Raw genomic sequence first — 24,478 nt, 5'->3', positions numbered from 1 at the left:
GAGCGGACAAAATCATTCACCACAAGATGTAGTGCCTCAGCCGTTCAGGCAGCTCGGTCCCAGCAGGACTTTCAGGTCCCCGTACAGCGACGGCGACGGCGTCACCTGGTACTGCGGACCCAGACGCATGACCTCCACCTTGTCGCCTGAGAGCAGCTGGACATGCACCTCGTTGCCGCCGCGATGCCGCTGCAGCACCTCGCCGAGCTGGGTGACGACCTTCTCGTTGGCTCGCTGGCTGGGCACGGTGAGCACCACCGGTCCGCTGTTGGCCTCGCCGTCGAGCTCCGGGACGATCATCTCCTGGGCGGAGATCGACACCGAGCCATCGTCGCGCCGCTGCAGCCGACCCTTGATGGCGACCACCAGGTCCTCGGCGAGCACCGTCGAGATCGGCTGATACGCCTTGCCGAAGAACATGACCTCGATCGACCCGGCCAGGTCCTCCACCTCGACCTTCGCATAGGGGTTCCCCGACGACTTCGCGATGCGTCGCTGCAACGTGGTGATCATGCCCGCGATCGTCACCGTCGCCCCGTCCGGGGGACCCTCCTCGCTCAGCAGCGAGGAGATCGAGCGGTCCGCATGCTGGGCCAGGACCCGCTCCAGGCCCTGCAGCGGGTGGTCGGAGACATAGAGTCCCAGCATCTCCCGTTCGAAGGCCAGCTTGTCCTTCTTGTCCCACTCGGGCAGGTCGGGCACCGTGACCTTCACCGAGTCGCCCAGGTCCACATCGGCGTCGGCGAAGAGGTCGAACTGGTTCTCGGCCTCCTTCTTCTTCTGCCCGATGGACTGGTCGATGGCCTGCTCATGCACCGAGACCAGAGCCCGCCTCGTGTCCCCGAGCTCGTCGAACGCTCCAGCCTTGATCATGGACTCCACCGTGCGCTTGTTGCACACGTGCAGCGGAACCTTCTGCAGGAAGTCTGCGAACGATTCGTAGGCGCCCTTCTCCTGGCGGGCGTCCACCAGACCGGCGACGACGTTGGCGCCCACATTGCGGACCGCACCCATGCCGAAGCGGATCATGTCATCCCCGACCGGGGTGAACGTCAGCGCCGACTCGTTCACGCTGGGCGGCGTCACTGTGATGCCCATGCGGCGGCACTCGGCCAGGTACAGGGCCAGCTTGTCCCGGTTCTCCCCCACCGAGGTGAGCAGGGCCGCCAGATACTCTGCCGGATAGTTTGCCTTCAGATAGGCGGTCCAGTACGCGACCAGCCCATAGGCGGCGGTGTGCGCCTTGTTGAACGCATAGTCGGAGAAGGGCAGCAGGATGTCCCACAGGGCCTGGGCCGCCGCCTCCGAATAGCCGCTCTCCTTCATCCCTTCGAAGAAGCCGACCTGCTGCTTGTCCAGCTCGGCCTTCTTCTTCTTGCCCATCACGCGACGCAGGATGTCGGCCTGTCCCAGCGAATAGCCCGCCACCCGCTGGGCGATGGCCATGACCTGCTCCTGGTAGATGATCAGGCCGTAGGTGGTGTCGAGGATGTCCTCCAGCGGCTCCTCGAGCTCCGCATGGATCGGGCTGACCTCCTGCTGGCCGTTCTTGCGCAGCGCGTAGTTCGTATGCGAGTTCGCGCCCATGGGCCCCGGACGATACAGCGCCAGCGCCGCGGAGATGTCCTCAAAGTTGTCCGGCCGCATCAGCCGCAGCAGGGAGCGCATGCCTCCGCCGTCGAGCTGGAACACGCCCAGCGTGTCCCCCCGGGCCAGCAGGTCATAGGCCGGCCGGTCGTCCAGGTCGAGGGTCTCCAGGTCGACGTCGATGCCTTTGTTGTTCCTGATGTTCTCCAGGGCGTCGGAGATGATCGTCAGGTTCCGCAGACCCAGGAAGTCCATCTTGATCAGACCCAGCGACTCGCAGATCGGATAGTCGAACTGGGTGATGATCGCGCCGTCCTGCTCACGCTTCATCAGCGGGATGATGTCGATCAGCGGATCCGAGGACATGATCACCCCGGCCGCGTGGACCCCCCACTGGCGCTTCAGACCCTCCAGGCCCGACGCGAGGTCGAAGATCTCCTTCATCCGCGGATCGGAGTCCAGGAACTCCCGCATCTCCACAGCCTCGGAGTAGCGGAGCGAGTTCTCGTCATAGATCTGCGACAGCGGCATGGGCTTGCCCATGGCGTCCGGCGGCATCTTCTTCGTGAGCTGGTCGCCGGTGGAGAACGGCTCACCCATCACGCGGGCCGAGTCCTTCAGCGCCTGCTTGGACTTGATGGTGCCGTAGGTGACGATCATAGCGACGCGCTCGTCGCCGTACTTGCGCACCACGTAGTCGATGACCTCGCCTCGACGACGGTCGTCGAAGTCGACGTCGAAGTCAGGCATGGACACACGGTCCGGGTTGAGGAAGCGCTCGAAGATCAGTCCGTGCTGCAGCGGGTCCAGGTCGGTGATGCGCATCGCGTAGGCGACCATCGATCCCGCGCCGGAGCCGCGGCCCGGCCCCACGCGGATGCCGTTCTCCTTGGCCCAGTTGATGAAGTCGGCGACCACCAGGAAGTAGCCGGGGAAGCCCATCTGGGTGATGATCCCGATCTCATACTCGGCCTGCTTCCGAACCTCGTCCGGCACTCCCTGGGGGAAGCGGTAGGCAAGCCCCTTCTCCACCTCCTGGACGAACCAGGACTCCTCGGTCTCACCCTCCGGGACGGGGAAGCGGGGCATGTAGGAGGCCGACTCGTTGAACTCCACCTGGCAACGCTCCGCGATCGCCAACGTGTTGTCGCAGGCCTCCGGGAAGTCGCGGAAGAGATGCCGCATCTCCGCCGCCGACTTCAGGTAGAACTCCTCGGAGTCGAACTTGAACCGGTTCGGATCGTCCAGGGTCGAGTTCGACTGCACGCACAGCAGCGCGCCGTGGGCCTTGTGGTCATGCTGGTGGGTGTAGTGGAGGTCGTTGGTGGCCACCAGCGGGAGGTTCATCTCCTTGGCCAGCTTGAGCAGATCCGCCTTGACCTTTCGCTCGATCTCGAGCCCGTGGTCCATCAGCTCGCAGTAGAAGTTCTCCTTGCCGAAGATGTCCTGGAAGTCACCGGCGGCCCGCTTGGCCTCCTCGTACTGCCCCAGGTGCAGACGGGTCTGGATCTCCCCGGACGGACAGCCGGTGGTGGCGATGATGCCCTTGCCGTAGGTCTCGAGGATCTCCCGGTCCATGCGCGGCTTGAAGTAGTAGCCCTCGATGGAGGCCAGGGAGCCCATCCGGAAGAGGTTGTGCATTCCCCGGGTGTCCTCGGCCCACATGGTCATGTGGGTATAGGCACCGCCGCCGGAGACGTCCTTCTCCCCTGCCACACCGTCGCCCCACTTCACCCGACGACGCTCGGACCGGTGCGTGCCCGGCGTCAGATACGCCTCCAGGCCGATGATGGGTTTGACATCGTACTGCTGCGCGGTCTTCCAGAACTCATAGGCCCCGAAGAGGAATCCATGGTCCGTGGTGGCCACCGCCGGCATGCCCAGACGCTGGGTCTCCTCGAAGAGCTCTCCGATCTTCGCGGCGCCGTCGAGCATCGAGTACTCGGTGTGGTTGTGCAGATGGACGAAGTCTCCGGACATCGTCAGACCTCCTCGATGATGCGCAGGGCCTCCACGAGGTCCTGAGGATACTCGGAGCGGAAGCTCACCCAGTCGCCCGAGGCGGGATGGGTGAAGCCGAGCTCATAGGCGTGCAGCCACTGACGGGTCAGCCCCAGTCGGGCCGCCAGGGTCGGATCCGCGCCATAGGTCAGGTCACCCGCGCAGGGGTGCCCCAGGGCGGAGAAGTGCACACGGATCTGATGCGTCCTCCCCGTCTCCAGTGAGACCTCCACCAGGCTGGCCCGGCCATAGGCCTCGAGCAGCCGGTAGTGCGTGCGGGAGTCTCGCCCGTCCTCGATGACGGCGAAGCGCCACTCGTGCCCGGGATGCCGACCGATGGGCGCGTCGATGGTGCCGTCGACCGGGTCTGGCAGCCCCTGCACGAGGGCGTGATAGGTCTTGCTGGGGGTCCGGGTGCGGAAGGCGTCCTTGAGCACGCTGTAGGCCCGTTCGGTCTTCGCCACGACCATGATCCCGGAGGTCCCGACGTCGAGCCGGTGCACGATGCCCCGGCGCTCCTGGGCGCCTGAGGTGGAGATCTCGACCCCCAGGGCGAGCAGGCCGCCGATCACGGTGGGCCCGGTCCAGCCGGGCGACGGGTGAGCAGCCACGCCCACGGGCTTGTCGACGACGACGATGTCATCGTCATGGTGCAGCACGTGAAGATCCTCCACGACGTCCTCCACCACCTCCAGGGGGTCGTTCCGCACGGGCACCGTCACCTGGAGCGACGTGCCCGCCGGCAGCTTCTCGGATTTCTTCACCGGACGGCCCGTGCGCCGCCCGTCCGCGTGGACCGCCGCCCCGGACGCGAGCCAGCCGGCCGCCTCCGTGCGGGAGATGCCGAAACGTTCGGCGAGCACGGCGTCCGCACGGGATCCGTCACGGTCCGAAGAGACCTCGACGAGCACCGTCGACGACTCCTCGAGGCCGGTCATCGGGGATCCTCCTCCGGTTCGCCGCCGTCGGCCTGCTCCTCAGCGTCGCGGGCCTTCCCCTCGCGCGTCCCGTCGATGTCGAGGCCGAAGACCAGCATCGCGCAGATGCCGATCATGGAGCAGACGATGAACGAATCCGCGACGTTGAAGATCGCGAAGTTCGGCACGGCGATGAAGTCGACGACCTCACCGTGTCCGAAGCCGGGCGGCCGGAAGAGTCGGTCCGTGAGGTTCCCCGCCACTCCTCCGGCGAGGCCTCCCAGGCCGAGCGCCCACAGCCACGATCCCCCAAGCCTGCGGGAGTGCCAGAGGACGAACAGCAGCACGCCGGACATCACCAGGGTGAAGAACCAGGTGTGGTCGGTGCCCAGGGAGAAGGCGGCGCCGGGATTGAGGTGGTACCGCCAGTAGAGCACCGGCGGAAGCACGTCGATCTGCTCGCCCAGTGTCATGGTCGACTCGACCCACCATTTGGTGAGCTGATCGGTGGACCAGGCCAGGACGGCCACGGCGGCGGCCGTCAGGACCGCCGCCCGGCGGGACGGGCCTTCTGCGGAGGAGGGCGTCGACACAGGAGGGAGCTGACCGGTGCTCACAGCTCGGCGCCGGTGGCTTCCTTCTCGATGGAGCCGCGGCTGTTGAGATCCGCGAGCTGGCCCTCGATGTAGTCCTTCAGACGTGCTCGGTAGTCGCGCTCGAAGCTGGTGAGCTCGCTGACCTTGGTCTCCAGGTCGGCCTTCTTACGCTCCAGGACAGCCAGGGTCCGGGATGAGGTGAGCTCCGCCTCTTCGATCATGTTCTCCGCGCGGGTCTCCGCCTCGGTCACGATCTCCGCACGCTTGCGCTCAGCCTCGGCGATGTACTCGGCCCGGGTCTTCTCACCCTCGGCGATGTACTGGTCCCGGGTGGTCTCACCCTCGGAGATGTAGGCCGCCCGCGTCTGCTCACCCTCAGTGATGTACTGCTCGCGGGTGGTCTCACCCTCGGAGATGTACGCCGCCCGGGTCTCCTCGCCCTCAGAGATGTACGCCGCGCGAGTCTGTTCGCCCTCGGCGATGTAGGCCGCCCGGGTCTGTTCACCCTCGGCGATGTAGGCCGCGCGGGTCTGCTCACCCTCAGCGACGTACTGATCGTGCAGCTTCTGAGCCATCGCGAGCACGCCGGTGGCGGTGGAGGCCACACCATCGGCGTCAGCGCCGGACTCGTCGACGGTCTGCACCTCAGGCGCCGGCTGGGCCGGCCGGGTGCCCAGCGGGTACTCCGGATACGCCGTGACGGCGCTGTCCTGGGCGGACGGAGCCTCAGGCTGCTCCTCCGACTCCGGCGCGTCGGTCTCCTCGGAGGCCTCCGGCTCGACCTCCGCCTCCGCGTCAGAGTCCTCGGTGATCGGTGCGAACGTCCCGGTGACCTCGGCGGCGGTGCCGGCGTAGCCGGACAGGCCGGCGTCCTTGAGCTCGTCGGGCTCGAGGTTCGCGGGGTGCTCCTCGAGCTGCTCCTCGAGGGCCGCGACCTGGGCCTTGAGATCCTCGTTCTCCTGGATCAGGCGACGGAACTCGACGACGACGTCATCGAGGAAGTCGTCGACAGCGTCCTTTTCGTAGCCGGGACGGAACTTGGTCTCCGGGAACTCCTTGTTCAGGAGGTCGTCGGGAGTCAGGGCCATGCAGTGTCACCTCGTCGAGAAGCGGTTCAGCGTGAAGGCGCGGTGCCCATCGTCGGCCCGCAGACCTACAGCGTCCTGGGGATGTCGAGCGGTCACCGGACAGAATACCCGGTCCGCGGCCTGGGGTTCGACCTCAACCTTCAAGCGAGGCTTGGAGCTGGACCGGAGAAGGACCTGATCAGGCCATGCCGATGCCGCGCACGACCATCTTGGCGATGACGACCCCCAGGAAGACGATGATGAATCCCATGTCCAGGGCGATTCCGCCGAGATTCAGCGGCGGGATGCGCTTCTGGAGCCAGCGGATCGGCGGGTCGGTGACCGCATAGACCGCCATGGCCACTGCCAGTGCCAGGCCCTTGGGGCGCCACTGGCGCGCATACTGCTGGGTGATGTCGAAGATGATCCGAATCACCAGGGCCAGCTGGTAGACGGTCAGCAGCAGATAGATCGGAGCGGCGATGAGGTCCACGGTTCGGCGTCGTTCCTCTGATCAGTGTCGGTGTCATGTCAGGGCTCGGGCAGATGCCCCGCAGGACCTCGTGTCAGCCCCGGAGGCTCAGCTCTGGTTGAAGAACTGCGCGGACGACGGCGAATCGCCGGCCGCGCGCTCCTCGGCGAGGACCTCCACGTTCTTGGGGGTCAGCAGAAAGACCTTGTTCGTCACACGCTCGATCGACCCGCCCAGGCCGAAGACGAGGCCTGCAGAGAAGTCGACCAGTCGCTTGGCCTCCGCCTCCCCCATATCGGTGACGTTCATGATCACCGGGATGCTGTCGCGGAAGGACTCACCGATGACCTTAGCATCGTTGTAGGAGCGCGGGTGGACGGTGGTGATTCGACGCATGGCGGAACTCTCATCCCGGGAGGAGGGGGCACGCTTGATGGGGGTCACCGGAGCACGGTACTCGGGATCCACCGCGAGGCTGGAGCTGTTGTAGGCGGAGGAGTCCCCCTGCTCGGCGGCTCCCCGCGCCTCGACGTTCCGTGCGCTGCTCGCCGCACCTGCACCGTGTGCCGCCGCATCGATCGAGACGACCTCGGACCCCCGCGAGGTGCTCGAGGCCGGGACGGCCGCCACAGGCCCGGTGCGGAGCGATGAGGCACTGGGCTCGGGAGCCCGCGACGCGGCGGATCCCTGGCGCGGAGCGGGGGCCTCAGCACGCGCCGCGGGACGCTCCTCGGCGCGTGCGCGCTCGTCTTCGTACTCGTCTCCGTCGGCCAGGCCGAGGTAGATCATGGTCTTCTTGAATGCACCGGCCATGAGGTCACTCCTGGGAAGGTCGGGACCTCCGTCGCCCCGCTCGATTCGAGCAGGAATCGCACGCAGGGCGGGAGGTCCTGGGGTTGTCACTGCGCGTCTCCGACACTATCGCGGCGCCGGGCGGTTCCCGAGGACATCCCGTCCGATGCGCAGGTGTGTCGCGCCGTGCGCCACGGCCTCCTCCAGGTCATTGCTCATTCCCGCTGAGACCATGACTGCCTCCGGATGCACCGTGCGCAGCTCCGCGGACAGTTCGGCGAGTCTGGCGAACGCCGGGCCGGGCGGCTCGTCCAGCGGCGCCACGGCCATGAGCCCCGCCAGCCGCAGGCCCTCTGCCGCCTGCACCGAATCGGCGAGCTGCGCGATCTGCTCCGGCCGTGCTCCGCCTCGAGCGTCCGAGGGGATCTCGGTGCGCAGATCCACCTGGATGAGACAGTCGACCTCACGGGCCCGCCCTGCTGCCGGCGCCCCCGCCTCCTGAGACTCGGCACTGCCGGCCGCGGCACGTCGCAGTGCCTTGAGCAGCGAGGAGCGATCCACAGAGTGGACGCTGGAGGCGTAGCGCAGGACCGATCGGGCCTTGTTGGACTGCAGCTGACCGATGAAGTGCCAGCGCGGTGGGGCGAGCGGCCGGTCTGGATGGGCCGCGGTGTGGGCGGCGATGAGCCGATCCACCGCGTCCGCCTTGGCCGAGGCCTCCTGGTCCCGGTTCTCCCCCACATCCGTGACGCCCAGATGCAGCAGCCGCAGGACATCCTCGGCGGGGAAGAACTTGGTGACCACGATCAGCTCCGGGCGTTCACGCCGGCCGACCAGCGCCACGGCCCGATCGATGCGCGCTCGGACGGCGTCGAGCCGTTCCCGGAGCTCCTCGGTGCGGTCGTCCTCCAGCTCGGGCGATGAGGTGCTGTGCAGTTCCACCCCTCCACTCTAGGTCAGGGACGGTGCGGATGCCCGGTGGCTCAGCGTGCGCGCCAGACGAGGCCCGCGAACCGACCCTCGCCCGGTGCACGCCGATGGGAGAACAGCGTGTCGTCCTCGATGGTGCAGCCGGCCAGCTGGCGGACCTCCACGCCGCGGCCGCGCAGCACTTCCTCCGCCTCGGAGCGAAGATCCAGAGCAGGTGTCCCCCAGGTCGTCTCGGAGGCGATCGCGGGCCTGCGCACGGCCAGCTCGTCCCGCATGGCGGCAGGCACCTCGTAGCAGGAGCCGCAGGCTCCCGGACCGATCCAGGCCTGGATCCGTTCGGCGCCATGCTCGTGCAGCGCCGCCACCGTGTTCTCCAGCACTCCGTCCAGGAGCCCGGCACGGCCCGCATGCGCCGCGGCCGTCACCAGGGCCTCGCCGCCAGGGGCCCTGGACGTCCCGCCCGACGCCGTGCGGCCGACCATCAGCACCGGCAGGCAGTCGGCGACCATGATGGCCAGGGGCTCGGCGCCGGCCCGGGAGAACCAGGCGTCGCCGGTCGGTGCGGCGCCCGGAGAGGCAGGATGTGCCGAGGCGTCGAGCACCGTGGCCGAGTGCACCTGATCCAGGAACCGGAGGGTCCCCGGTTCCACACCCATGCGCTGCTGCAACGCGCGACGGCGGACCTCGATCTGTTCGGCGTCCTCATCGCCCACGTGTCGGGCCAGATTGCCGGCCCTGACAGACGTGAAGGCGACGTGGACGTCGCCTCCGGCGGCTGTGTCATGCCACCAGTACAGCGAGTCCACGCCGCCAGCCTCCGTCATCGACGGGTCGTCACTTCAGGAAGTCGGGCACGTCCAGATCATCGCTGCGGCTGCCGGTGTAGTCCGACTCCACGATGTCCGGGATGTCCTGCTCCTCCTGGCCCTGATGCGCCTGGCGCTGGACCGGCGCGGTGTCGTGCTCGCCGCCGTGGTGCTGCGGAGCGGCGTGGGAGGGCTGCTGGACGGGCACGGTCCCGGGCACGGAGTTTCCGGAGACGGGGACCGTCCCCGGAACGGTCGCCGGGGCGGGACGCTGCGCGGGTGCCGGGGACGCGGCCCGCGGCGCCTGCGGAGCGGACGCCTGCGGCGCCGCCTGAGCAGGAGCCTGAGCAGGAGCCGAGGTGGCGTCGACCTGGTCGAAGCCTGCGGCGATCACCGTGACGCGAGCCTCGTCGCCGAGCGCATCGTCGATGACCGCGCCGAAGATGATGTTCGCCTCGGGATGGGCGACCTCCTGCACGAGACGGGCGGCCTCGTTGATCTCGAACAGACCCAGGTCGCTGCCGCCCTGGATGGACAGGAGCACGCCGTGGGCGCCGTCGATGGAGGCCTCGAGCAGCGGCGAGGCGATCGCCAGCTCAGCGGCCTTGACCGCACGGTCCTCGCCGTTGGCCGAGCCGATGCCCATCAGTGCCGATCCGGCGCCCTGCATCACGGACTTGACGTCGGCGAAGTCGAGGTTGATCAGACCCGGGGTGGTGATCAGGTCGGTGATGCCCTGGACACCGGAGAGCAGCACCTGGTCCGCCGAGCGGAAGGCGTCGAGGACCGAGACGTTCTTGTCGGAGATCGAGAGGAGACGATCGTTGGGGATGACGATGAGGGTGTCGACCTCGTCGCGCAGCGCCTCGATGCCGGTTTCGGCCGAGGACGCCCGGCGGCGGCCTTCGAACGTGAACGGACGGGTCACCACACCGATGGTCAGCGCACCCAGGGAGCGCGCGATGCGCGCGACGACGGGCGCACCGCCGGTGCCGGTCCCACCGCCCTCGCCGGCGGTCACGAAGACCATGTCAGCACCCGTGAGCACCTCTTCGATCTCCTGGGCGTGGTCCTCGGCGGCCTGTCGGCCGACCTCCGGGTTGGCGCCGGCGCCGAGACCTCGCGTCAGCTCGCGGCCGACGTCGAGCTTCACATCGGCGTCGCTCATCAGCAGTGCCTGGGCGTCGGTGTTGATGGCGATGAACTCGACGCCCCGCAGGCCCACCTCGATCATCCGGTTGACGGCGTTGACTCCGCCTCCACCGATGCCGACGACCTTGATCACGGCCAGGTAGTTGTTCGGTGTTGCCACGTTGTGTGTCCCTTGCTCGTCTCTCACGTCATGGGCACGGAGACCCCCGTCGCCCGCTGAGTCGCTGCGCGACTCCTCACTGTCCATCCACCGAAACCGCCTGGGCTGTTCCGGCTGACCCGTCGGACTTCCCGGCCGGACCGGTATGGTTCGCGGTCACACCGGGCCGGTGCTCGGGAAGCCCTGACGTCGCTGCGCTCGTCGAGCAGACGGGAGCCTCCGTGCTCATGACATTCTTCTGCTGGTCCACAACCCTCGGCAACGTTCAAGTTGCACTTGAACCTTAGGCATCCCGCGAACGTTCGACCTGGCTCGAAGGTTGTTCTGCCCGCCACTCTACCGGCGCCGCCTGGACACCGCCCGACCATCCGGCGCGGCGGCGCGCCACGGAGCCCTGACGGGCGAGTTCACCGCGTCACGGGCGTGTCCGGAGTGGAGATGTCGATCGTGTCGACCTCCGTGAAGTCCTCGGCCTCGGAGGCCAGGATGGCTTCCAGGACGACGGCCTTCTCAGCGCCGCGCTCGGCTCCTCCCCAGACGACGGTCCTGCCGTCGTCCAGGATCAGCCGGACCGAGTCGATCGAGTCCGCCGTCGCGGAGTCCATGGCCTCGCGCGCGCTGGCCGGCAGCTCCCCCAGCACGGCCACGATGGTGCTGAACACGGCGTCGTCCCGCAGGGCGGCCTCCTCGCTGATCCGCGGCGTCGCGTGGTCGTCCGCCTCGGGGTCCTCCGGATCCGCGAAGGTGCGGATCACCTCGCCGTGCTCGTTGTAGAACTGCAGCTCGTCGCCGTCGAGGACCTCCGCCACCGGCGGATGCTCGATGATCTCCACCGTCAGCGTGTCCGGGAGCTCCCCTTGGACCACGACGTCGTCCACCACCGGTTCCTCGGCGAGCAGCTCCTGGACCTGGGCGTTGCCCACCTGTGGCAGCGGTCTGCCGTACAGCGGCTGAAGAAGCTCCTGGGCGCGGGACTCGGTGAGCAGATCGTTGCGCTCCACCTGGATGTGATGGATCGTCAGCAGCGGCGAGAAGTACAGCACCCCGACCACGGCGACGAGGACCCCGACCAGTCCTATCGTCCACCCGAGGCGACGACGTCGGCGACGACGGGTGCTGACCACCTCGGGCTCGGGGAAGGGCAGCGGCTCGGCGTCGTCGTCCTCGTCGAGGTGCCAGTCCTGTGACTCGGAGGGAGGCCCCGCGACCGGGCGACTGCTCGATCGTTGCGGAGGCGCGTCACCGGGGTCCTCGAAGACCTCCTCGGCAGTGCGCCGTGATCGGCGCGGCATCTCGGTCTCGAGAGGCACGACGACGTCCCCCTCGGTGGGCCCGGCCCCTGCCGGGCCGCTCTCGGCGACCCGTGAGGCGGTCTCCTGCGCAGGGGCCTCCTGGAAGACGTCGTCCTGTGGCGGCTCGGCGCCGGCGTCCCCGTCCACCGACGGGGGCCTCGCCGCGGCCCTCGTCGGTCGACGAGGTCGGCGCGGTGGGCGCGGTGGGCGGGGGCTCATCCGCGCAGAGCCTCCACGAGGTCCGGCCCCAGGGCGGTCACGTCCCCCGCCCCGAGCGTGAGGACGATGTCGCCGGAACGGGCCGCGTCGGCCACCGCCCGCACCGCGTCCTCCCGGCCCATCCGGGCACCCCGTGGAGCGTCGTCCCGAGCGAAGAGCGGGTCAGCGATGAGCCCCGAGGTGACTCCCGGCAGCGGCTCCTCCCGGGCAGGATAGATCTCCAGCACGGCGACCGTGTCGGCCGCGGCCAGGGCTTCGGCGAACTCCTCGGCGAAGAGACTCGTCCGGCTGAACAGGTGCGGCTGGAAGACCGCGTGGACCTGCCCGTGCTCCCCCACCGCGGAACGGGCGGCGGCGAGCACGGCGGCCACCTCGGTGGGATGGTGGGCATAGTCGTCATAGACGCGCACACCCCGGTGCTCGCCCCGGTGGTCGAAACGGCGGGCCGCCCCTTGGAAGTGCTCGAGCGCCTGGGCGCCCTCGTGCAGATCCAGGCCCGCCCGCAGGCCGACGGCCAGGGCCGCGAGGGCGTTCAGCGCATTGTGACGGCCTGGGACGGCCAGCTGCACCTCGGCGCTCTCCCGGTGCTCCGGCACCCCCGACGTGCCCGCGGTCACCCCGGAGTCCTCACCGTTCCCGGCCCGCGTGACGACGAACCGCTGGCCCAGGGCGCCGACGGCCGCTTCGATGTGCTCCCCCAGGCGCAGGTCCGCCTCCGCGGAGGAGCCGTAGGTGGTGACCGTGACGCCACGCCTGGCCAGTGCCGGGCTGACCTCTGCCAGCAGGCGCCGTGCCCCGTCGTCGTCCTGGCAGATGATGAGCTCGCCGCCGTCGAGGATGCGCTCGGTGAAGTCGACGAAGACCTGGTGCACCGCCTCGGCTGTGCCGTGGTGATCGAGGTGATCAGCCTCCACATTGGTGATGACCGCCACCTCGGGCCGATAGTTCAGCAACGAGCCGTCCGATTCGTCGGCTTCGGCCACGAACCACTCCCCGCCGCCGGCGGCGGCGTTGACACCGAGGCCGGCGACCGTCGCCCCCACGGCGAAGCTGGGCTCGAGACCGGCCTGTTCGAGCAGCACCGTCGTCATGGAGGAGGTGGTGGTCTTGCCGTGCGTGCCCGCCACCGCGACGGAACGGCGGCCCGACATGACGGCGGCAAGCCCCTCGGAACGGTGAAGGACCCGCAGACCGCGGCGCACCGCCTCGTCATGTTCCGGGTTTCCGGCCGTCGCGATGGAGGAGGCGATGATCGTGGTGATCGGCTCCCCCGTCTCCTCCTCCACCGAGGACAGGTTCTCAGCCCGGTAGCCGACCCGGACAGGCGCTCCGGCAGCACGGAACTCGTCCAGGACCGGCAGCTCCTTGCCGTCAGTGCCGGAGATGGGCACTCCTGCCGCCTGCAGCAGGCGTGCCACGGCAGAGACCCCCACCCCGGCGAGTCCCAGCAGATGCACCCGCCCCAGCTGGGCCGGGGTCAGCGGGTCGCGGCCGGGCTCCCCGGCGGGGCTCGGCTCGGAGCCGGTGGCGGTGGTCATGCCTGTCCCTCCCGGCGGGCGGCGTTGAGCGCCGCCTGCGCCATACGATCGTCGGCGTCAGTGATGCCGCGTTCTGCGGCGTGGCCCTCCATGGTCCGCAGCAGTCGCGGATCCTCCAGCAGAGGCACCACATTGCGGCCGAGCCACTCCCTGGTCAGGTGCTCGTCTTTGACCAGCAGGGCGCCGCCGGCGTCGACCAGCTCCCTCGCGTTGAGCTCCTGCTCCCCGTTGCCGATCGGCAGCGGCACGAACACAGCGGGCAGCCGCACGGCGGCGATCTCGCACACGCTCGCGGCACCGGACCGGGCGATGATGAGGTCGGCGGCGGCATAGGCCCGCTGCATGCCGTCCAGGTACTCGCGCTGATGGTACCCCTCCCGGCGGACCGGGGAACCGTCGTCGCCGAGCACAGCCTTGTCCCGGCCGGTCAGGTGCAGCACCTGTGCTCCCGTGGCCAGCAGGTCATCCAGCGACTCCGCCACGGCCCGGTTGACCGAGGCAGCCCCGGAGGACCCCCCGGTCACCACCAGCGTCGTCCGATCCGGCTCCAAGCCCAGATCCTCACGGGCCGAGGCGCGGGCGGCGGTGCGGTCCAACTGAGAGATCCCCCGGGACATGGGCATCCCCACCCACTGCGCCCCCTTCAAGGGAGTGCCCTCGAACGCCACGCCGATGAACGCCGCCACCCGAGAGCCCAGGCGGTTGGCCAGCCCAGGCCTGGCATTGGCCTCATGCACGATGATCGGCACGCCGATCCGGCGCGCGGCCAGATAGACGGGGGTGCAGACGTAGCCGCCGACGCCGATCACGACGTCGGCCCCGCGCCGGGTGAGGATCTCTGCGGCGTCGTCGATCGCTGCCCGGAAGCGTCCGGGGAAGCGCAGCATGTCCCGCGACGGTCGACGCGGCATGGGGACCTTCTCGATCGTGTCCAGCGAGAAGCCCGCCTCCGGGACCAGGCGGGTCTCCAGCCCGGTCTCGGTGCCGATCATCGACACCTCCGCCTCGGGAGCGAGGCGCCCGACGGCGTGGGCGATCGCGATCATCGGTGAGACGTGGCCGGCGGTGCCGCCGCCGGCCAGGACCACGGACAGAGTGCTCATGGTGTGTCGGCCTTCTTCCTGTCGTCGCCGGCGCCGAGGCGGATCCTCGCCGGGCGCCGACGGTGTGCGGTGGGGAGACTCACGGAAGGGGGAGCGCCGCGGGGCGCGCGGGCCGGTGCCGAAGGCGCCGGGGCGGGTCCCTCCGCGGACGTCGCGACGTCCGCAGGGGCGGCCTCCCTCGGATCGGCAGGATCCTGGGCACGTTCCTGCCGCCGACGCCGGTGGGCGAAGTTCAGCACCACGCCGACCGCCAGCAGGGCACAGGTCAGCGCCGACCCGCCATAGGAGATGAACGGCAGCGGCACACCGATGACGGGAAGCAGCCCCGTGACCATGCCGATGTTGATGAAGGCCTGGCCCACCAGCCAGGCAGCGATGCCCATGCAGGCCAGGCGAGCGAAACGGTCGTCGCTGTTGGCGGCGATGCGGAAGATCCCGACGATCAGCGCGCCGAAGAGCAGCAGCACGACCAGCGTGCCCAACAGTCCCAGCTCCTCGCCGAGCACCGTGAGGATGAAGTCGTTCTCCACCTCGGGGATGTAGTGCCACTTCTGCCGGGACTGGCCGAGCCCCACACCCCAGAAGCCGCCGGTGGCGAGCGCGTAGATCCCCTGCTGCGACTGATGGCAGGGGTCGGACGCATGGTCGCAGTTCATCCCCAACCACGCCTGGATGCGGAACAGTCGGTTGGCGCTGGTCCAGGCCAGCAGCAGCACGGCGATGACCGCCGAGGCCGCGGTCACGACGAAGTAGCGCCAGGACACGCCCACGGTGAACAGCAGCGTGCCGACCATCAGCAGGATGATCAGGCTGGTGCCGAGATCTCCGCCGAGCAGCACGAGCAGCAGGATGGACAGGGTGCCGGGCAGCACCAGAGGCATCGCCCAATGGACGAACCGGCGGACCAGTCGGCCCTTGCGGGTCAGCACGGCCGCGCCCCACAGCACGAGCGCCAGCTTCGCCAGCTCGGAGGGCTGACCGCCGATCGAGCCGATGCGGATCCAGTTCCGCGACCCGTTGACCTCGTGGCCCAACGGAGTGAAGACCACCAGCGCCAGCAGGATGCCGGAGAGGATCATCAGCACCCATCCCAGCAGACCGAGGGATCGGTCCGGGAGCCGGGAGATCACCAGCATTCCCAACAGCCCACCGACGGCCCACATCGCCTGCCGAGTGAACAGGGTGAACGAACTGCCGGACTCGCCGAAGGCGTCGACCGACGAGGAGGACAGCACCATCGTCAGTCCGATGGCGGTCAGGGCCAGCGTGGATCCCAGAACGAGCCAGAAGTTGGTGTGGGCGCTGCCACCCTCCATGAAACCCCAGAAGCGACTGATCCGAGCAGACCAGCGGGAGGCGCGCTCGGCCTTCCAGCTGCCAGGCTCTCCGGATGCCTGGCCGGCGGCATCGCTGGACGCTGCCGAGCCGACAGGCCCTGCAGGGTCGGCAGGGTCGGCAGAGTCGGCCGTACCCGCCGGATCCGGCGGGCCGGCCTCGACGAGCCGCAGCCGACTGCGCAGCTCCTCGGGGCTGGGCGTCTCGCCCGCCCCCGTCGTCGTATCGGCCTCATCACGTGCCGGGGTGCCCAGGGCCGGGGCCTGTGCTCCCGACTCCTCGACACCGCTCTCGTCCGCCTCACGGGGCGCCCCCGGCGCGGAGGATGAGCCATGCGACCCTTCCTCCGGCGCGAACCGTCTGACGGATGGGAGACGCGGTCGTCGGTCGTCCATTCCGTCCTCCTGATCGGTGGTGCTGTGCTCAGCGGTCTTCTGCCCGCCGCAGCGGCTGCTCCTCGCCCTCTGCAGGCTCCGTGTCTGCGGGCTTCATGTCTGCGGGCCCGGGATCGGCCGGTCCGTGGCCGGGCTCCGAGGTCCCCTGCGCGGATCGCCGCTCCATCAGCTCGGCCACCGCGGCGATGAAGGCATCCCCCCGGTCGCCGTAGGAGTCGAACTGGTCCATCGACGCCGCGGCCGGGGCGAGGAGGACCGTCTGCTCGGGTTCGGCGACGTCCGCGGCCGTCTCCACAGCCGCACGCATCGCCTCGGCGCCGTCGGCACCCGCCAGGCGGCGCTCCAGCAGGCTCAGCGGTGCGCCTCCATCATCACCCACACGGCCACCGACCACCGGCACGCCCGGCGCGTGTCGTGCCAGGCTGGACCTCAGCTGGGAGGAGTCTGTACCCACCAGGATGACGTGTCGGAGGCGGGAGGCCGCCTGTGCCACGAGGTCGTCGTAGACGACTCCCTTGGGCAGTCCCCCAGCGATCCAGACGACGTCCTGGAAGCTGAGCAGGGAGGCTGCCGCAGCATGCGGGTTCGTCGCCTTGGTGTCATTGATCCACAGCACGTCCTGGGACTTCGCCACCGGCTGGATGCGGTGCTGGCCGGGTTCATAGGCCCGGATGCCCTCCCGGACCGCATCCGGCGAGACGCCTCCGGCACGCGCCAAGGCCGCAGCGGCCAACGCATTGGCCACCAGGTGCTGCGGGGCCACCGGGCCGAAGTCGGCGAGCTGGCCGATCTCCAGAGCCTGGTGACGACGTTCGACCAGGAAGGCACGGTCCACCAGCACATCCTCCACCATCCCCAGCATCGAGAGCCCCGGGGTGCCCGTCGTGAAGCCGACCGCGCGGCAGCCCTCCTGGACGTCCGCGTCGGCGACCATCTCCTCCGTGACGGGATCATCGACGTTGTAGACGCACGCCACCCGCGTGTTCTCGTAGATCCGAGCCTTGTCCGCGCGGTAGCCCTCGAATCCCCCATGCCAGTCGACATGGTCAGGAGCGAGGTTCAGCACGGCGGAGGCCGCCGGGTCCAGAAGCTCGGTGTAGTGGAGCTGGAAGCTGGAGAGCTCCACGGCCAGCGCGTCGAAGCCCTCAGGATCGCGGATCGCATCCAGCACCGGCATGCCCACATTGCCACAGGCGACCGCCCGGCGACCGTCCGCCCGCAGCATGGACTCGAGGAGCCCGACAGTGGTGGTCTTGCCGTTGGTGCCGGTCAGGACCAGCCACTCCGGCGTCCGCGCACCGGGCCGCGGACCCAGGCGCCAGGCGAGCTCGACCTCGGACCAGACCGGGATCCCAGCCGTGGAGGCCTCCGCGATGATCGACGCATCAGGGCGCCAGCCCGGAGAGGTCACCACCAGCTGGGCAGGCTCACCGGCCACCGTCGGCAGCGCCGCGGTGTGCTCCGGGCCGAGCAGCACCTCGGCGACCCCGACGATCTCGAGGGTCTGCGCATCGCGCCGCTGCTTCTCCGCCGTGCCGCCGTCGACGACGACGACCTGTGCGCCCAGCTCGACGAGGGTGTCCGCCGCGGCGAACCCGGAGACGCCCAGGCCGGTGACCACGACCCGCAGACCCTCCCACGGAGCGTCCCAGCCCATGAGGTCCGGTCGCACCGTCGGGCGTCGGCGGTCGTCGCCGTCCGGGGCGCCGTGCGCGCTGTCCTGCCCGACGCTCACTGGGTGAGCACCCACTCTCCGTAGAACACTGCCAGGCCCAGGCCGACCGCCAGTGCCCCGACGATCCAGAAGCGGACCACCACGGTCACCTCCGCCCAGCCCTTGAGCTCGAAGTGGTGCTGCAGCGGCGCCATCAGGAACACCCGTCGCCCGCCGGAGATCTTGAAATAGCCCACCTGGATGATCACCGAGAGGGTGATGAGCACGAACAGCCCGCCCAGGATGATGAAGAGCAGCTGCGTGTGGGTCAGGATCGCGAAGGCGGCGAGAGCGCCGCCCAGTGCCAGCGATCCCGTGTCGCCCATGAAGATCTTCGCCGGAGAAGTGTTCCACCACAGGAACCCGATCAGGGCGCCCGTGATGATCCCGGCGAGCAGCGCCATGTCCATGGGGTCGCGGACCTGGTAGCACACGCTGTCCACGGCGCGCACAGCACCGCAGGTCTGGTTGGACTGCCAGATCGACATGATCGTATAGGCCGCCGTGACCATCGCCGTCGCACCGGCGGCCAGGCCGTCCAGCCCATCTGTGAGGTTCACCCCGTTGGTGGTGGCGGTGGCGATGAGGTTCGCCCAGATGACGAACAGGATCGCCCCGAGCACCGGGCCGGCGAAGGCCAGATCGATCACCGTCTCCCGCACGAAGGAGATCGCCGTGGACCCGGGCGTGATGCCCCGGTGGTCCGGGAAGTTCAGGGCCAGGACGGCGAACAGCACGCCCACCACGCCTTGGCCGGTGATCTTGGCCCAGGGAGTCAGCCCCAGGGACTGCTTCCGGGAGATCTTCGCGAAGTCGTCCGCGAAGCCCACCAGTCCCATGCCGACCATCAGCAGGAGCAGCAGCAGCCCTGAGGCGCTGGGCCCCGACGTCTGCTCCCGAGTGAGCAGCATGAACAGGTGCGCCAGGAAGTAGGCGACGACCACCGCGATCAGGATCACCGCACCGCCCATGGTGGGAGTGCCGCGCTTGACGTGGTGGGACGTCGGGCCGTCGTCGCGGATGAACTGTCCGTAGCCGCGCTTGACCAGCAGCCGGATGAACAAGGGGGTGCCCAGAAGAGTCAGGACAAGGCCCAGCACAGAGCCGATCACCACTGCTACCACGAGCCACCTGCCTTCCCGCCGTCGACGTCCGCGGACCCCTTCGCGGCGATCCGGTCTCCCAGCAGTCTAAGTCCTGCACTGTTCGACGACTTGAACAACACGACGTCCCCGGCGCTCAGCTCCTGGTCCAGATGGGCCTCGGCCTCCTCGACCGTGGCCACCCAGTGGACCTCGGAGCCCCAGCTTCCCTCCGCAACGGCCCCCCGGTAGAGCGGATAGGCCTCCTCGCCGACCACCAGGGTGCGATCGATGTTGAGCCGGACCACCGTCTCCCCGAGCTGCGTGTGGCGGATGATCGATTCCTCACCCAGCTCCAACATGGCGCCGAGCACGGCCACGGACCGTCGACCCGTAGGTCGGGTGATCATCGCCAGAGTGCGCAGCGCCTCGCGCATCGACTCCGGGTTGGCGTTGTAGGCATCGTTGATGACGGTCACGCCGTCGGGCCGCTCGGTGCGCTCCATGCGCCACCGGCTCCCCGGGCCCCGGCCCTCAAGACGGGCCGCGATGCTCGCAGGGGCCACGCCCGCCGCACGGGCGGCCGCGGCGGCGGCCAAGATGTTGGTCACGTGGTGGACGCCGGTCAGTCCGCTGGCGAGCTCGTGGACCTCCTCACCGAAGGCCAAGGTCAGATGGGGGTGCCCCTCCTCGTCCAGGCGGACGTCCCGTGCTGTCACCGCCCCCGGCAGCGCATCCATCGAGTCGGAGGAGAACCAGGTGACCGGCGCGGAGGACGCGTCGGCCATCCGGCGCACCTGGGCGTCGTCGTCGTTGAGCACGACCGTCCCCTCGGGGCCGACCTCCTCCACCAGCTCCTGCTTGACCTCCGCGATCCGGTCGGCCCCGCCGAACTTGCCGGCATGGGCCGAACCGACCATCAGGACCACCCCGATGTCGGGACGCACCATCTGCGCCAGATACCGAATGTTCCCTGGGCCGTCGGCCCCCATCTCCACGACGAGGTGCCGAGTGTCCAGCGAGGCGGTGAACACCGTCAGGGGCACACCCACTTCGCCGTTGTAGGAGCCCTGCGGGGCGACGGTGGGCCCCTCCTCCTCGAGGATCCCCTTGAGCAGGTCCTTGGTGGTGGTCTTGCCCGCCGATCCGGTGATGCCGATGACGGTGGTCGGCGAATGCGCGCGGATCCGGCGGACGATCTCCGCGGCGAGCCGGCCCATCGCCGCAACGACGTCGTCGACGATGACCGCAGGGTGGGTCCGGCCGTGAGGGTCAGTCGTCTCTCGCTCGGCCAGCACCAGCACCGCGCCGGCGGCGAGGGCAGCATCGATGAAGAGATGACCGTCGGTGGTCTCGCCCGGCTTGGCGATGAACAGGGCGCCGGGCTCCATGGCGCGTGAATCGGTGTCTGCCGCCGAGGCGATCACCGCCTGCGGGTCGTCGATGCCGACGAGGCGGCCGGTGGTGATCTCGGCGATCTCCGCCGCAGAGAGCTCGATCATGCTGTCTCGGGTCCGATCTGTGGGGGTCGTGGCGGTCAGGTCGAAAGCGCGCCCACCGCGCCCGGAAGGCGCCGCGGGCGGCGGGCGGGCTCAGCCGGCGTCGTCCGGCGCGTGGGCACGGCCGGACGGCGTGCTGTCCTGGACCGTGCTGTCCTGGATCTCCAGAGGCCGGTGACCATGGCGCAGCAGCGCCTCGCGGAGCTCGACGCGATCGTCGATCGGTCGGTGGTCGCCGTCGAAGTCCTGGTGGATCTCATGGCCGCGCCCGGCCAGGATCACCGTGTCCCGCGGCGACGCCGAGGCCACGGCCCGTTCGATCGCCTCGGCCCGCGGCCAGATCTCCTCCAGACCAGTGGTCAGCCCACCGGACTCCACGGCCTCACGGGCCCCCGCCATGACGTCGTCCCGGATCTGTGCCGGGTCCTCGCCGTGGGGGTCGTCGTCACTGACGATGACATGATCGGCCATGCGGACGGCGATCGCACCCATGGTGGGACGCTTCGAACGGTCCCGATCCCCCGCGGCGCCGATGACCAGAATGATCCGGCCCTCCCCCTTCGTGGCGGCCACTGCGTCAAGGGTGCGGATCATCGCATCCGGGTTGTGGGCGAAGTCCACGATCGCCGCCGGCGACTCGCAGATGACCTGCATCCGGCCCGGCACGGAGATGGTGAACGGGTCCGATTCAAGGGCGTCGACGACCTCCTCGCGGGTGAAGGGCACATCCGGAGCCTCAAGGACCATGACAGCCGCCAGTGCGGCGTTGGAGACGTTGAAGAGTCCCGGCAGGCCGGTACGGGTTCTGATGCGGGCCCCGCTGCGGGCGTGATGGAGGGTGAAGCGATGCCCCATGCCGTCGGGCGCGACGTCGACCACCTCCCAGTCCACCTCCGCGGCCTGGCCCGCCGTGGCCAGGGTGACGACCCGGCCGGTGGCCACCGAGGCCATCTGATGGCCCCACGGGTCGTCCACCGTGATCACGGACGTCCTCGTCCTGCGGCGGGTGAACAGCTCGGCCTTGGTGGCGAAATACTCCTCCATGGACCCGTGCAGGTCCAGGTGGTCCTGGGTGAGGTTCGTGAAGCCGGCGACGTCGTAGTGGAGCCCCGCCGTGCGCCGATAGCTGATCGCATGGGAGGAGACCTCCATGGCGGCCGCGGCGACGTCACGCTCCCGGAAGAGCGCCATGAGGCTGTGCAGCTGCACCGCCTCCGGCGTGGTCAGCTGCGAGGGGATCGTCTCCTGGCCAGCACTGATCTCGATGGTGCCGATCAGCCCGGTGCGCCGTCCTCGCCTCCCGTGCAGCGTATCGAGCAGGGAGCGCAGGAAGTACGTGGTGGTGGTCTTCCCGTTCGTTCCGGTCACACCGAACAGGGACGGCCCCGAGTCCTGCGTGTTTCCGTAGATCACCGCGGCGGCGGGGCCCGCGGCCTGGCGGACGTCCTCCACCTGCAGCACCGGGAGCCGATACCCGACCTGCTCACGCACCTTGTCCGCGCCGGCGGCGTCGGTCAGCACGGCCGTCGCCCCGGCCTCCACCGCCTGACGGATGAAGTCCGCGCCGTGGGCGCGGGCGCCGCTGACGGCGACGAAGAGGTCACCTTCCCCCACGGCGTGGGGATTCATCGCCGCACCCGTGAGCAGCGTCTCGTGCTCGCGCCGACCCACCGGAGTCAGCAGCGGCTCATGGCCCGTCGCCTGAAGCTCCTCGGCCAGTCGACCCACCGTGGTTCCCGCCACGTGGCGGGGCCTGAACACGCTGTCCTGCTCCGCGACGGAGAGCGGGGTGTGTGAGCTGGGCATCGGGCCTCTCGTTCCGGTCGGTCGATGATCATGGGGGATGAGGGGTGGTTCCGCCTGTGGGCCGGACCGTTGAAAGTTGTATCACGGCTCGGCGCCGACGGCCTCGCCGGCACGATGCGATATGCATGACACCCGCCGTGATGCCCCGTCAGCGCCCTGCAGGGGGACGCAGGCGCCGTCGGACCGAGTCACCATGGCCGGTCCTGGTCGTCACCGGTGAAGGCGTCGTAGGACTCCGACTCCTCGCCCGACGGCGGGACGTTCCGCGTGCTCAGGACGTGGGACATCACCTCGGAGAACGTGTCCACCACGGTCCAATCCCGCCATTCGCCCTGGGGCCGATGCACTGTGACGGCCACCAGATACTGCGGGTCGTCCAACGGGGCGACCCCGATGAAGGACGTCGTATGCCCGTCGAAGCCGCCGCCCTCTCCGGCCGCCTGCCCGGTACCGGTCTTCCCGCCCACACGATAGCCCGGGATCTGGGCGCCCGTGGCGGTCCCGTGGTCCACCACGCCCTCCATCAGCTTGAGCATCTCCTGCGAGGTCTCCGAGGAGAAGATCCTCTCCGAACCGCTCTCGACGGGGTGCTCGGATCCGTCCGGATCGATGTAGGCGTCGATGAGCTGGGGGTCCACGCGGACGCCGTCGTTGGCGAAGGTCTGGAACTGACTGATGTTGTGCAGGACCGTCGTCGTGTACCCCTGGCCGAACTGGGTCGTGAAGGGCTGCCTGGCGTCCCACTCCTCCGGGGAGCGCAGGACCGACGTCGCGGACGAGGTCAGGCCGACGTCGATGTCCTCGCCGATGCCGACCCGCCGCATCCAGTCATAGCGTTCCTGCTCCGTGAGCTCGTTGCCGATCATGACCGTGCCGGTGTTGTAGGAACGGGCGAAGATGCCGGCCGCCGTCATGTCGAAGGTCTCGTGCCGCATCGAGTCATTGATCACCTGGCCGTCGAACTCCTGCCGGTTCGGCACCGTGAACGCGTCGGTGGGCGCCACCGCTCCCTCTTCGAGCGCCGCAGCGAAGGTGATCCCCTTGCCTGTGGAGCCGGGCTCGAAGTCCTGGGTCAGGGCCAGCGGTCGGCGGAACAGCTCGTCCGTGGCCCCGGGATCGGCCGGGTCCACCGTCTCGGAGTCGGCCATGGCCATGATCTCTCCGGTCCGCACGTCCATCACGGTCACATTGCCCCACAGGGCGCTGTACTCGTTGGCCTTCTGAGCGATGGCCTCCTGGGCGAACCACTGCAGGTCCTGGTCGATGGTCAGGCGCACGTCCTGCCCGTCCTCGGCCGGAATCTCCTCGAACGTGGCCGTGGGGATCCTCACCCCGTCGCCGGCGATCTCGAACGTGCGCTCACCGTCCGTGCCGGACAGCGCCGAGTCTTGGGCGAGCTCGATGCCGTCCAGCGGAGTGCCGTCGGAGCCCACGAACCCGAGGATCGATCCAGCGACGGCACCCGCAGGATAGGTCCGTTGGGAGACCGGCTCCGCGTACAGGCCAGGGATGTCCAGATCCAAGGCCCTGCTGCGTTCGTCGGGGGTCACGGACCGGGCGACCACGGAGTAGGCCCGATCTCCCGCCATGCGCTCGGCCAGGTCTTCCGGCTCCGCATCCAGGATCGAGGCCAGGTCGGAGATCGCAGTCTCCAACGGCATCGTCGTCCACAGCCCGGTGACCTCGTCCCGGACCCGGAAGTCATCGATGAGCCGCTGATCGACGACCAGGTCGTAGCGCTGGACGCTGGTCGCCAGGGTGCGCCCGTCGACGTCGAGGATCTCACCGCGCTCGGCGGGAAGGGGCACGCTGCGGAGGCGTTCGGACACGGCGGCCTGCGCATGGCCCGAGGGATCGAGCCCCTGGACATGGAAGAGGCGCACCCCGAGGACGAGCAGCAGAGCGACGAGGGCGGCGAGTCCGATGCGCATGCGCTGGGACATGAGTCGTCCATCACGCGTGCGACGATCGTCCACGCTCTGAGTCGTCACCATCGCTGCTGCGGACCTCCGGGA

18 protein-coding genes are annotated in these 24,478 nt (G+C 69.2%); all 18 read right to left on the bottom strand.

The features are described 5' to 3' along the window. Positions 1-36: 36 nt before the first annotated feature. On the bottom strand, positions 37-3,567 hold the full coding sequence (gene dnaE / locus Q7C18_RS02185; RefSeq protein ID WP_311023938.1) for a DNA polymerase III subunit alpha: 3,531 nt from the start codon (positions 3,565-3,567) through the stop codon (positions 37-39). A gap of 2 nt (positions 3,568-3,569) precedes the next feature. Then, positions 3,570-4,526: an RluA family pseudouridine synthase gene (locus tag Q7C18_RS02180; protein WP_311023936.1), complete on the bottom strand. Its 957-nt coding sequence runs from the start codon at positions 4,524-4,526 to the stop codon at positions 3,570-3,572. Next, positions 4,523-5,098: a signal peptidase II gene (gene lspA / locus Q7C18_RS02175; protein WP_083277781.1), complete on the bottom strand. Its 576-nt coding sequence runs from the start codon at positions 5,096-5,098 to the stop codon at positions 4,523-4,525. Before lspA ends, Q7C18_RS02180 begins: the two co-directional genes overlap by 4 nt. Before the next feature lie 20 nt (positions 5,099-5,118). After that, positions 5,119-6,189 carry a DivIVA domain-containing protein gene (locus tag Q7C18_RS02170; RefSeq protein ID WP_311023934.1) on the bottom strand — a complete coding sequence of 357 codons (1,071 nt, stop codon included), beginning with the start codon at positions 6,187-6,189 and terminating at the stop codon, positions 5,119-5,121. Positions 6,190-6,367: 178 nt separating this feature from the next. Then, positions 6,368-6,661 (bottom strand): YggT family protein, encoded by a 294-nt coding sequence (locus Q7C18_RS02165; protein ID WP_070162384.1) that lies wholly within the window; start codon positions 6,659-6,661, stop codon positions 6,368-6,370. 87 nt (positions 6,662-6,748) lie between these two features. Next, positions 6,749-7,453, bottom strand: a complete 705-nt coding sequence (locus tag Q7C18_RS02160; RefSeq protein ID WP_070162386.1) for a cell division protein SepF — start codon at positions 7,451-7,453, stop codon at positions 6,749-6,751. A gap of 105 nt (positions 7,454-7,558) precedes the next feature. Beyond that, a complete protein-coding gene (locus tag Q7C18_RS02155) occupies positions 7,559-8,374 on the bottom strand; it encodes a YggS family pyridoxal phosphate enzyme (RefSeq protein ID WP_311023931.1) in 816 nt (271 codons plus the stop codon). Between the two features lie 41 nt (positions 8,375-8,415). Further along, positions 8,416-9,168: a polyphenol oxidase family protein gene (locus Q7C18_RS02150; protein ID WP_311023929.1), complete on the bottom strand. Its 753-nt coding sequence runs from the start codon at positions 9,166-9,168 to the stop codon at positions 8,416-8,418. 28 nt (positions 9,169-9,196) lie between these two features. Further along, on the bottom strand, positions 9,197-10,480 hold the full coding sequence (gene ftsZ, locus Q7C18_RS02145; protein ID WP_311023927.1) for a cell division protein FtsZ: 1,284 nt from the start codon (positions 10,478-10,480) through the stop codon (positions 9,197-9,199). A gap of 407 nt (positions 10,481-10,887) precedes the next feature. Continuing rightward, positions 10,888-11,919 (bottom strand): FtsQ-type POTRA domain-containing protein, encoded by a 1,032-nt coding sequence (locus tag Q7C18_RS02140; RefSeq protein ID WP_311023926.1) that lies wholly within the window; start codon positions 11,917-11,919, stop codon positions 10,888-10,890. Positions 11,920-11,987: 68 nt separating this feature from the next. Further along, on the bottom strand, positions 11,988-13,529 hold the full coding sequence (murC, locus tag Q7C18_RS02135) for a UDP-N-acetylmuramate--L-alanine ligase (RefSeq protein ID WP_311023925.1): 1,542 nt from the start codon (positions 13,527-13,529) through the stop codon (positions 11,988-11,990). Beyond that, positions 13,526-14,632 (bottom strand): undecaprenyldiphospho-muramoylpentapeptide beta-N-acetylglucosaminyltransferase, encoded by a 1,107-nt coding sequence (gene murG, locus Q7C18_RS02130; protein ID WP_311023924.1) that lies wholly within the window; start codon positions 14,630-14,632, stop codon positions 13,526-13,528. The genes murC and murG overlap by 4 nt, the downstream gene beginning before the upstream one ends. Then, complete coding sequence (ftsW, locus tag Q7C18_RS02125) at positions 14,629-16,362, bottom strand: putative lipid II flippase FtsW (protein ID WP_311023923.1); 1,734 nt, start codon at positions 16,360-16,362, stop codon at positions 14,629-14,631. Before ftsW ends, murG begins: the two co-directional genes overlap by 4 nt. 28 nt (positions 16,363-16,390) lie before the next feature. Continuing rightward, the gene (murD, locus tag Q7C18_RS02120; RefSeq protein ID WP_311024428.1) at positions 16,391-18,019 is read right to left on the bottom strand and encodes a UDP-N-acetylmuramoyl-L-alanine--D-glutamate ligase; all 1,629 of its coding nucleotides are present in this window, start codon (positions 18,017-18,019) and stop codon (positions 16,391-16,393) included. 74 nt (positions 18,020-18,093) lie between these two features. Further along, the gene (gene mraY / locus Q7C18_RS02115) at positions 18,094-19,200 is read right to left on the bottom strand and encodes a phospho-N-acetylmuramoyl-pentapeptide-transferase (protein ID WP_311023921.1); all 1,107 of its coding nucleotides are present in this window, start codon (positions 19,198-19,200) and stop codon (positions 18,094-18,096) included. After that, on the bottom strand, positions 19,194-20,660 hold the full coding sequence (gene murF, locus Q7C18_RS02110) for a UDP-N-acetylmuramoyl-tripeptide--D-alanyl-D-alanine ligase (protein WP_311023920.1): 1,467 nt from the start codon (positions 20,658-20,660) through the stop codon (positions 19,194-19,196). The genes mraY and murF overlap by 7 nt, the downstream gene beginning before the upstream one ends. 90 nt (positions 20,661-20,750) lie before the next feature. Next, the gene (locus Q7C18_RS02105) at positions 20,751-22,463 is read right to left on the bottom strand and encodes a UDP-N-acetylmuramoyl-L-alanyl-D-glutamate--2,6-diaminopimelate ligase (protein ID WP_311023919.1); all 1,713 of its coding nucleotides are present in this window, start codon (positions 22,461-22,463) and stop codon (positions 20,751-20,753) included. Positions 22,464-22,651: 188 nt separating this feature from the next. Next, a complete protein-coding gene (locus tag Q7C18_RS02100; RefSeq protein ID WP_311023918.1) occupies positions 22,652-24,406 on the bottom strand; it encodes a penicillin-binding protein 2 in 1,755 nt (584 codons plus the stop codon). Positions 24,407-24,478: the final 72 nt, after the last annotated feature.

The organism is Nesterenkonia sp. CL21 (assembly GCF_031705515.1).
Lineage (GTDB): Bacteria > Actinomycetota > Actinomycetes > Actinomycetales > Micrococcaceae > Nesterenkonia > Nesterenkonia aethiopica.
This window is presented reverse-complemented; position numbering and strand designations above follow the sequence as displayed.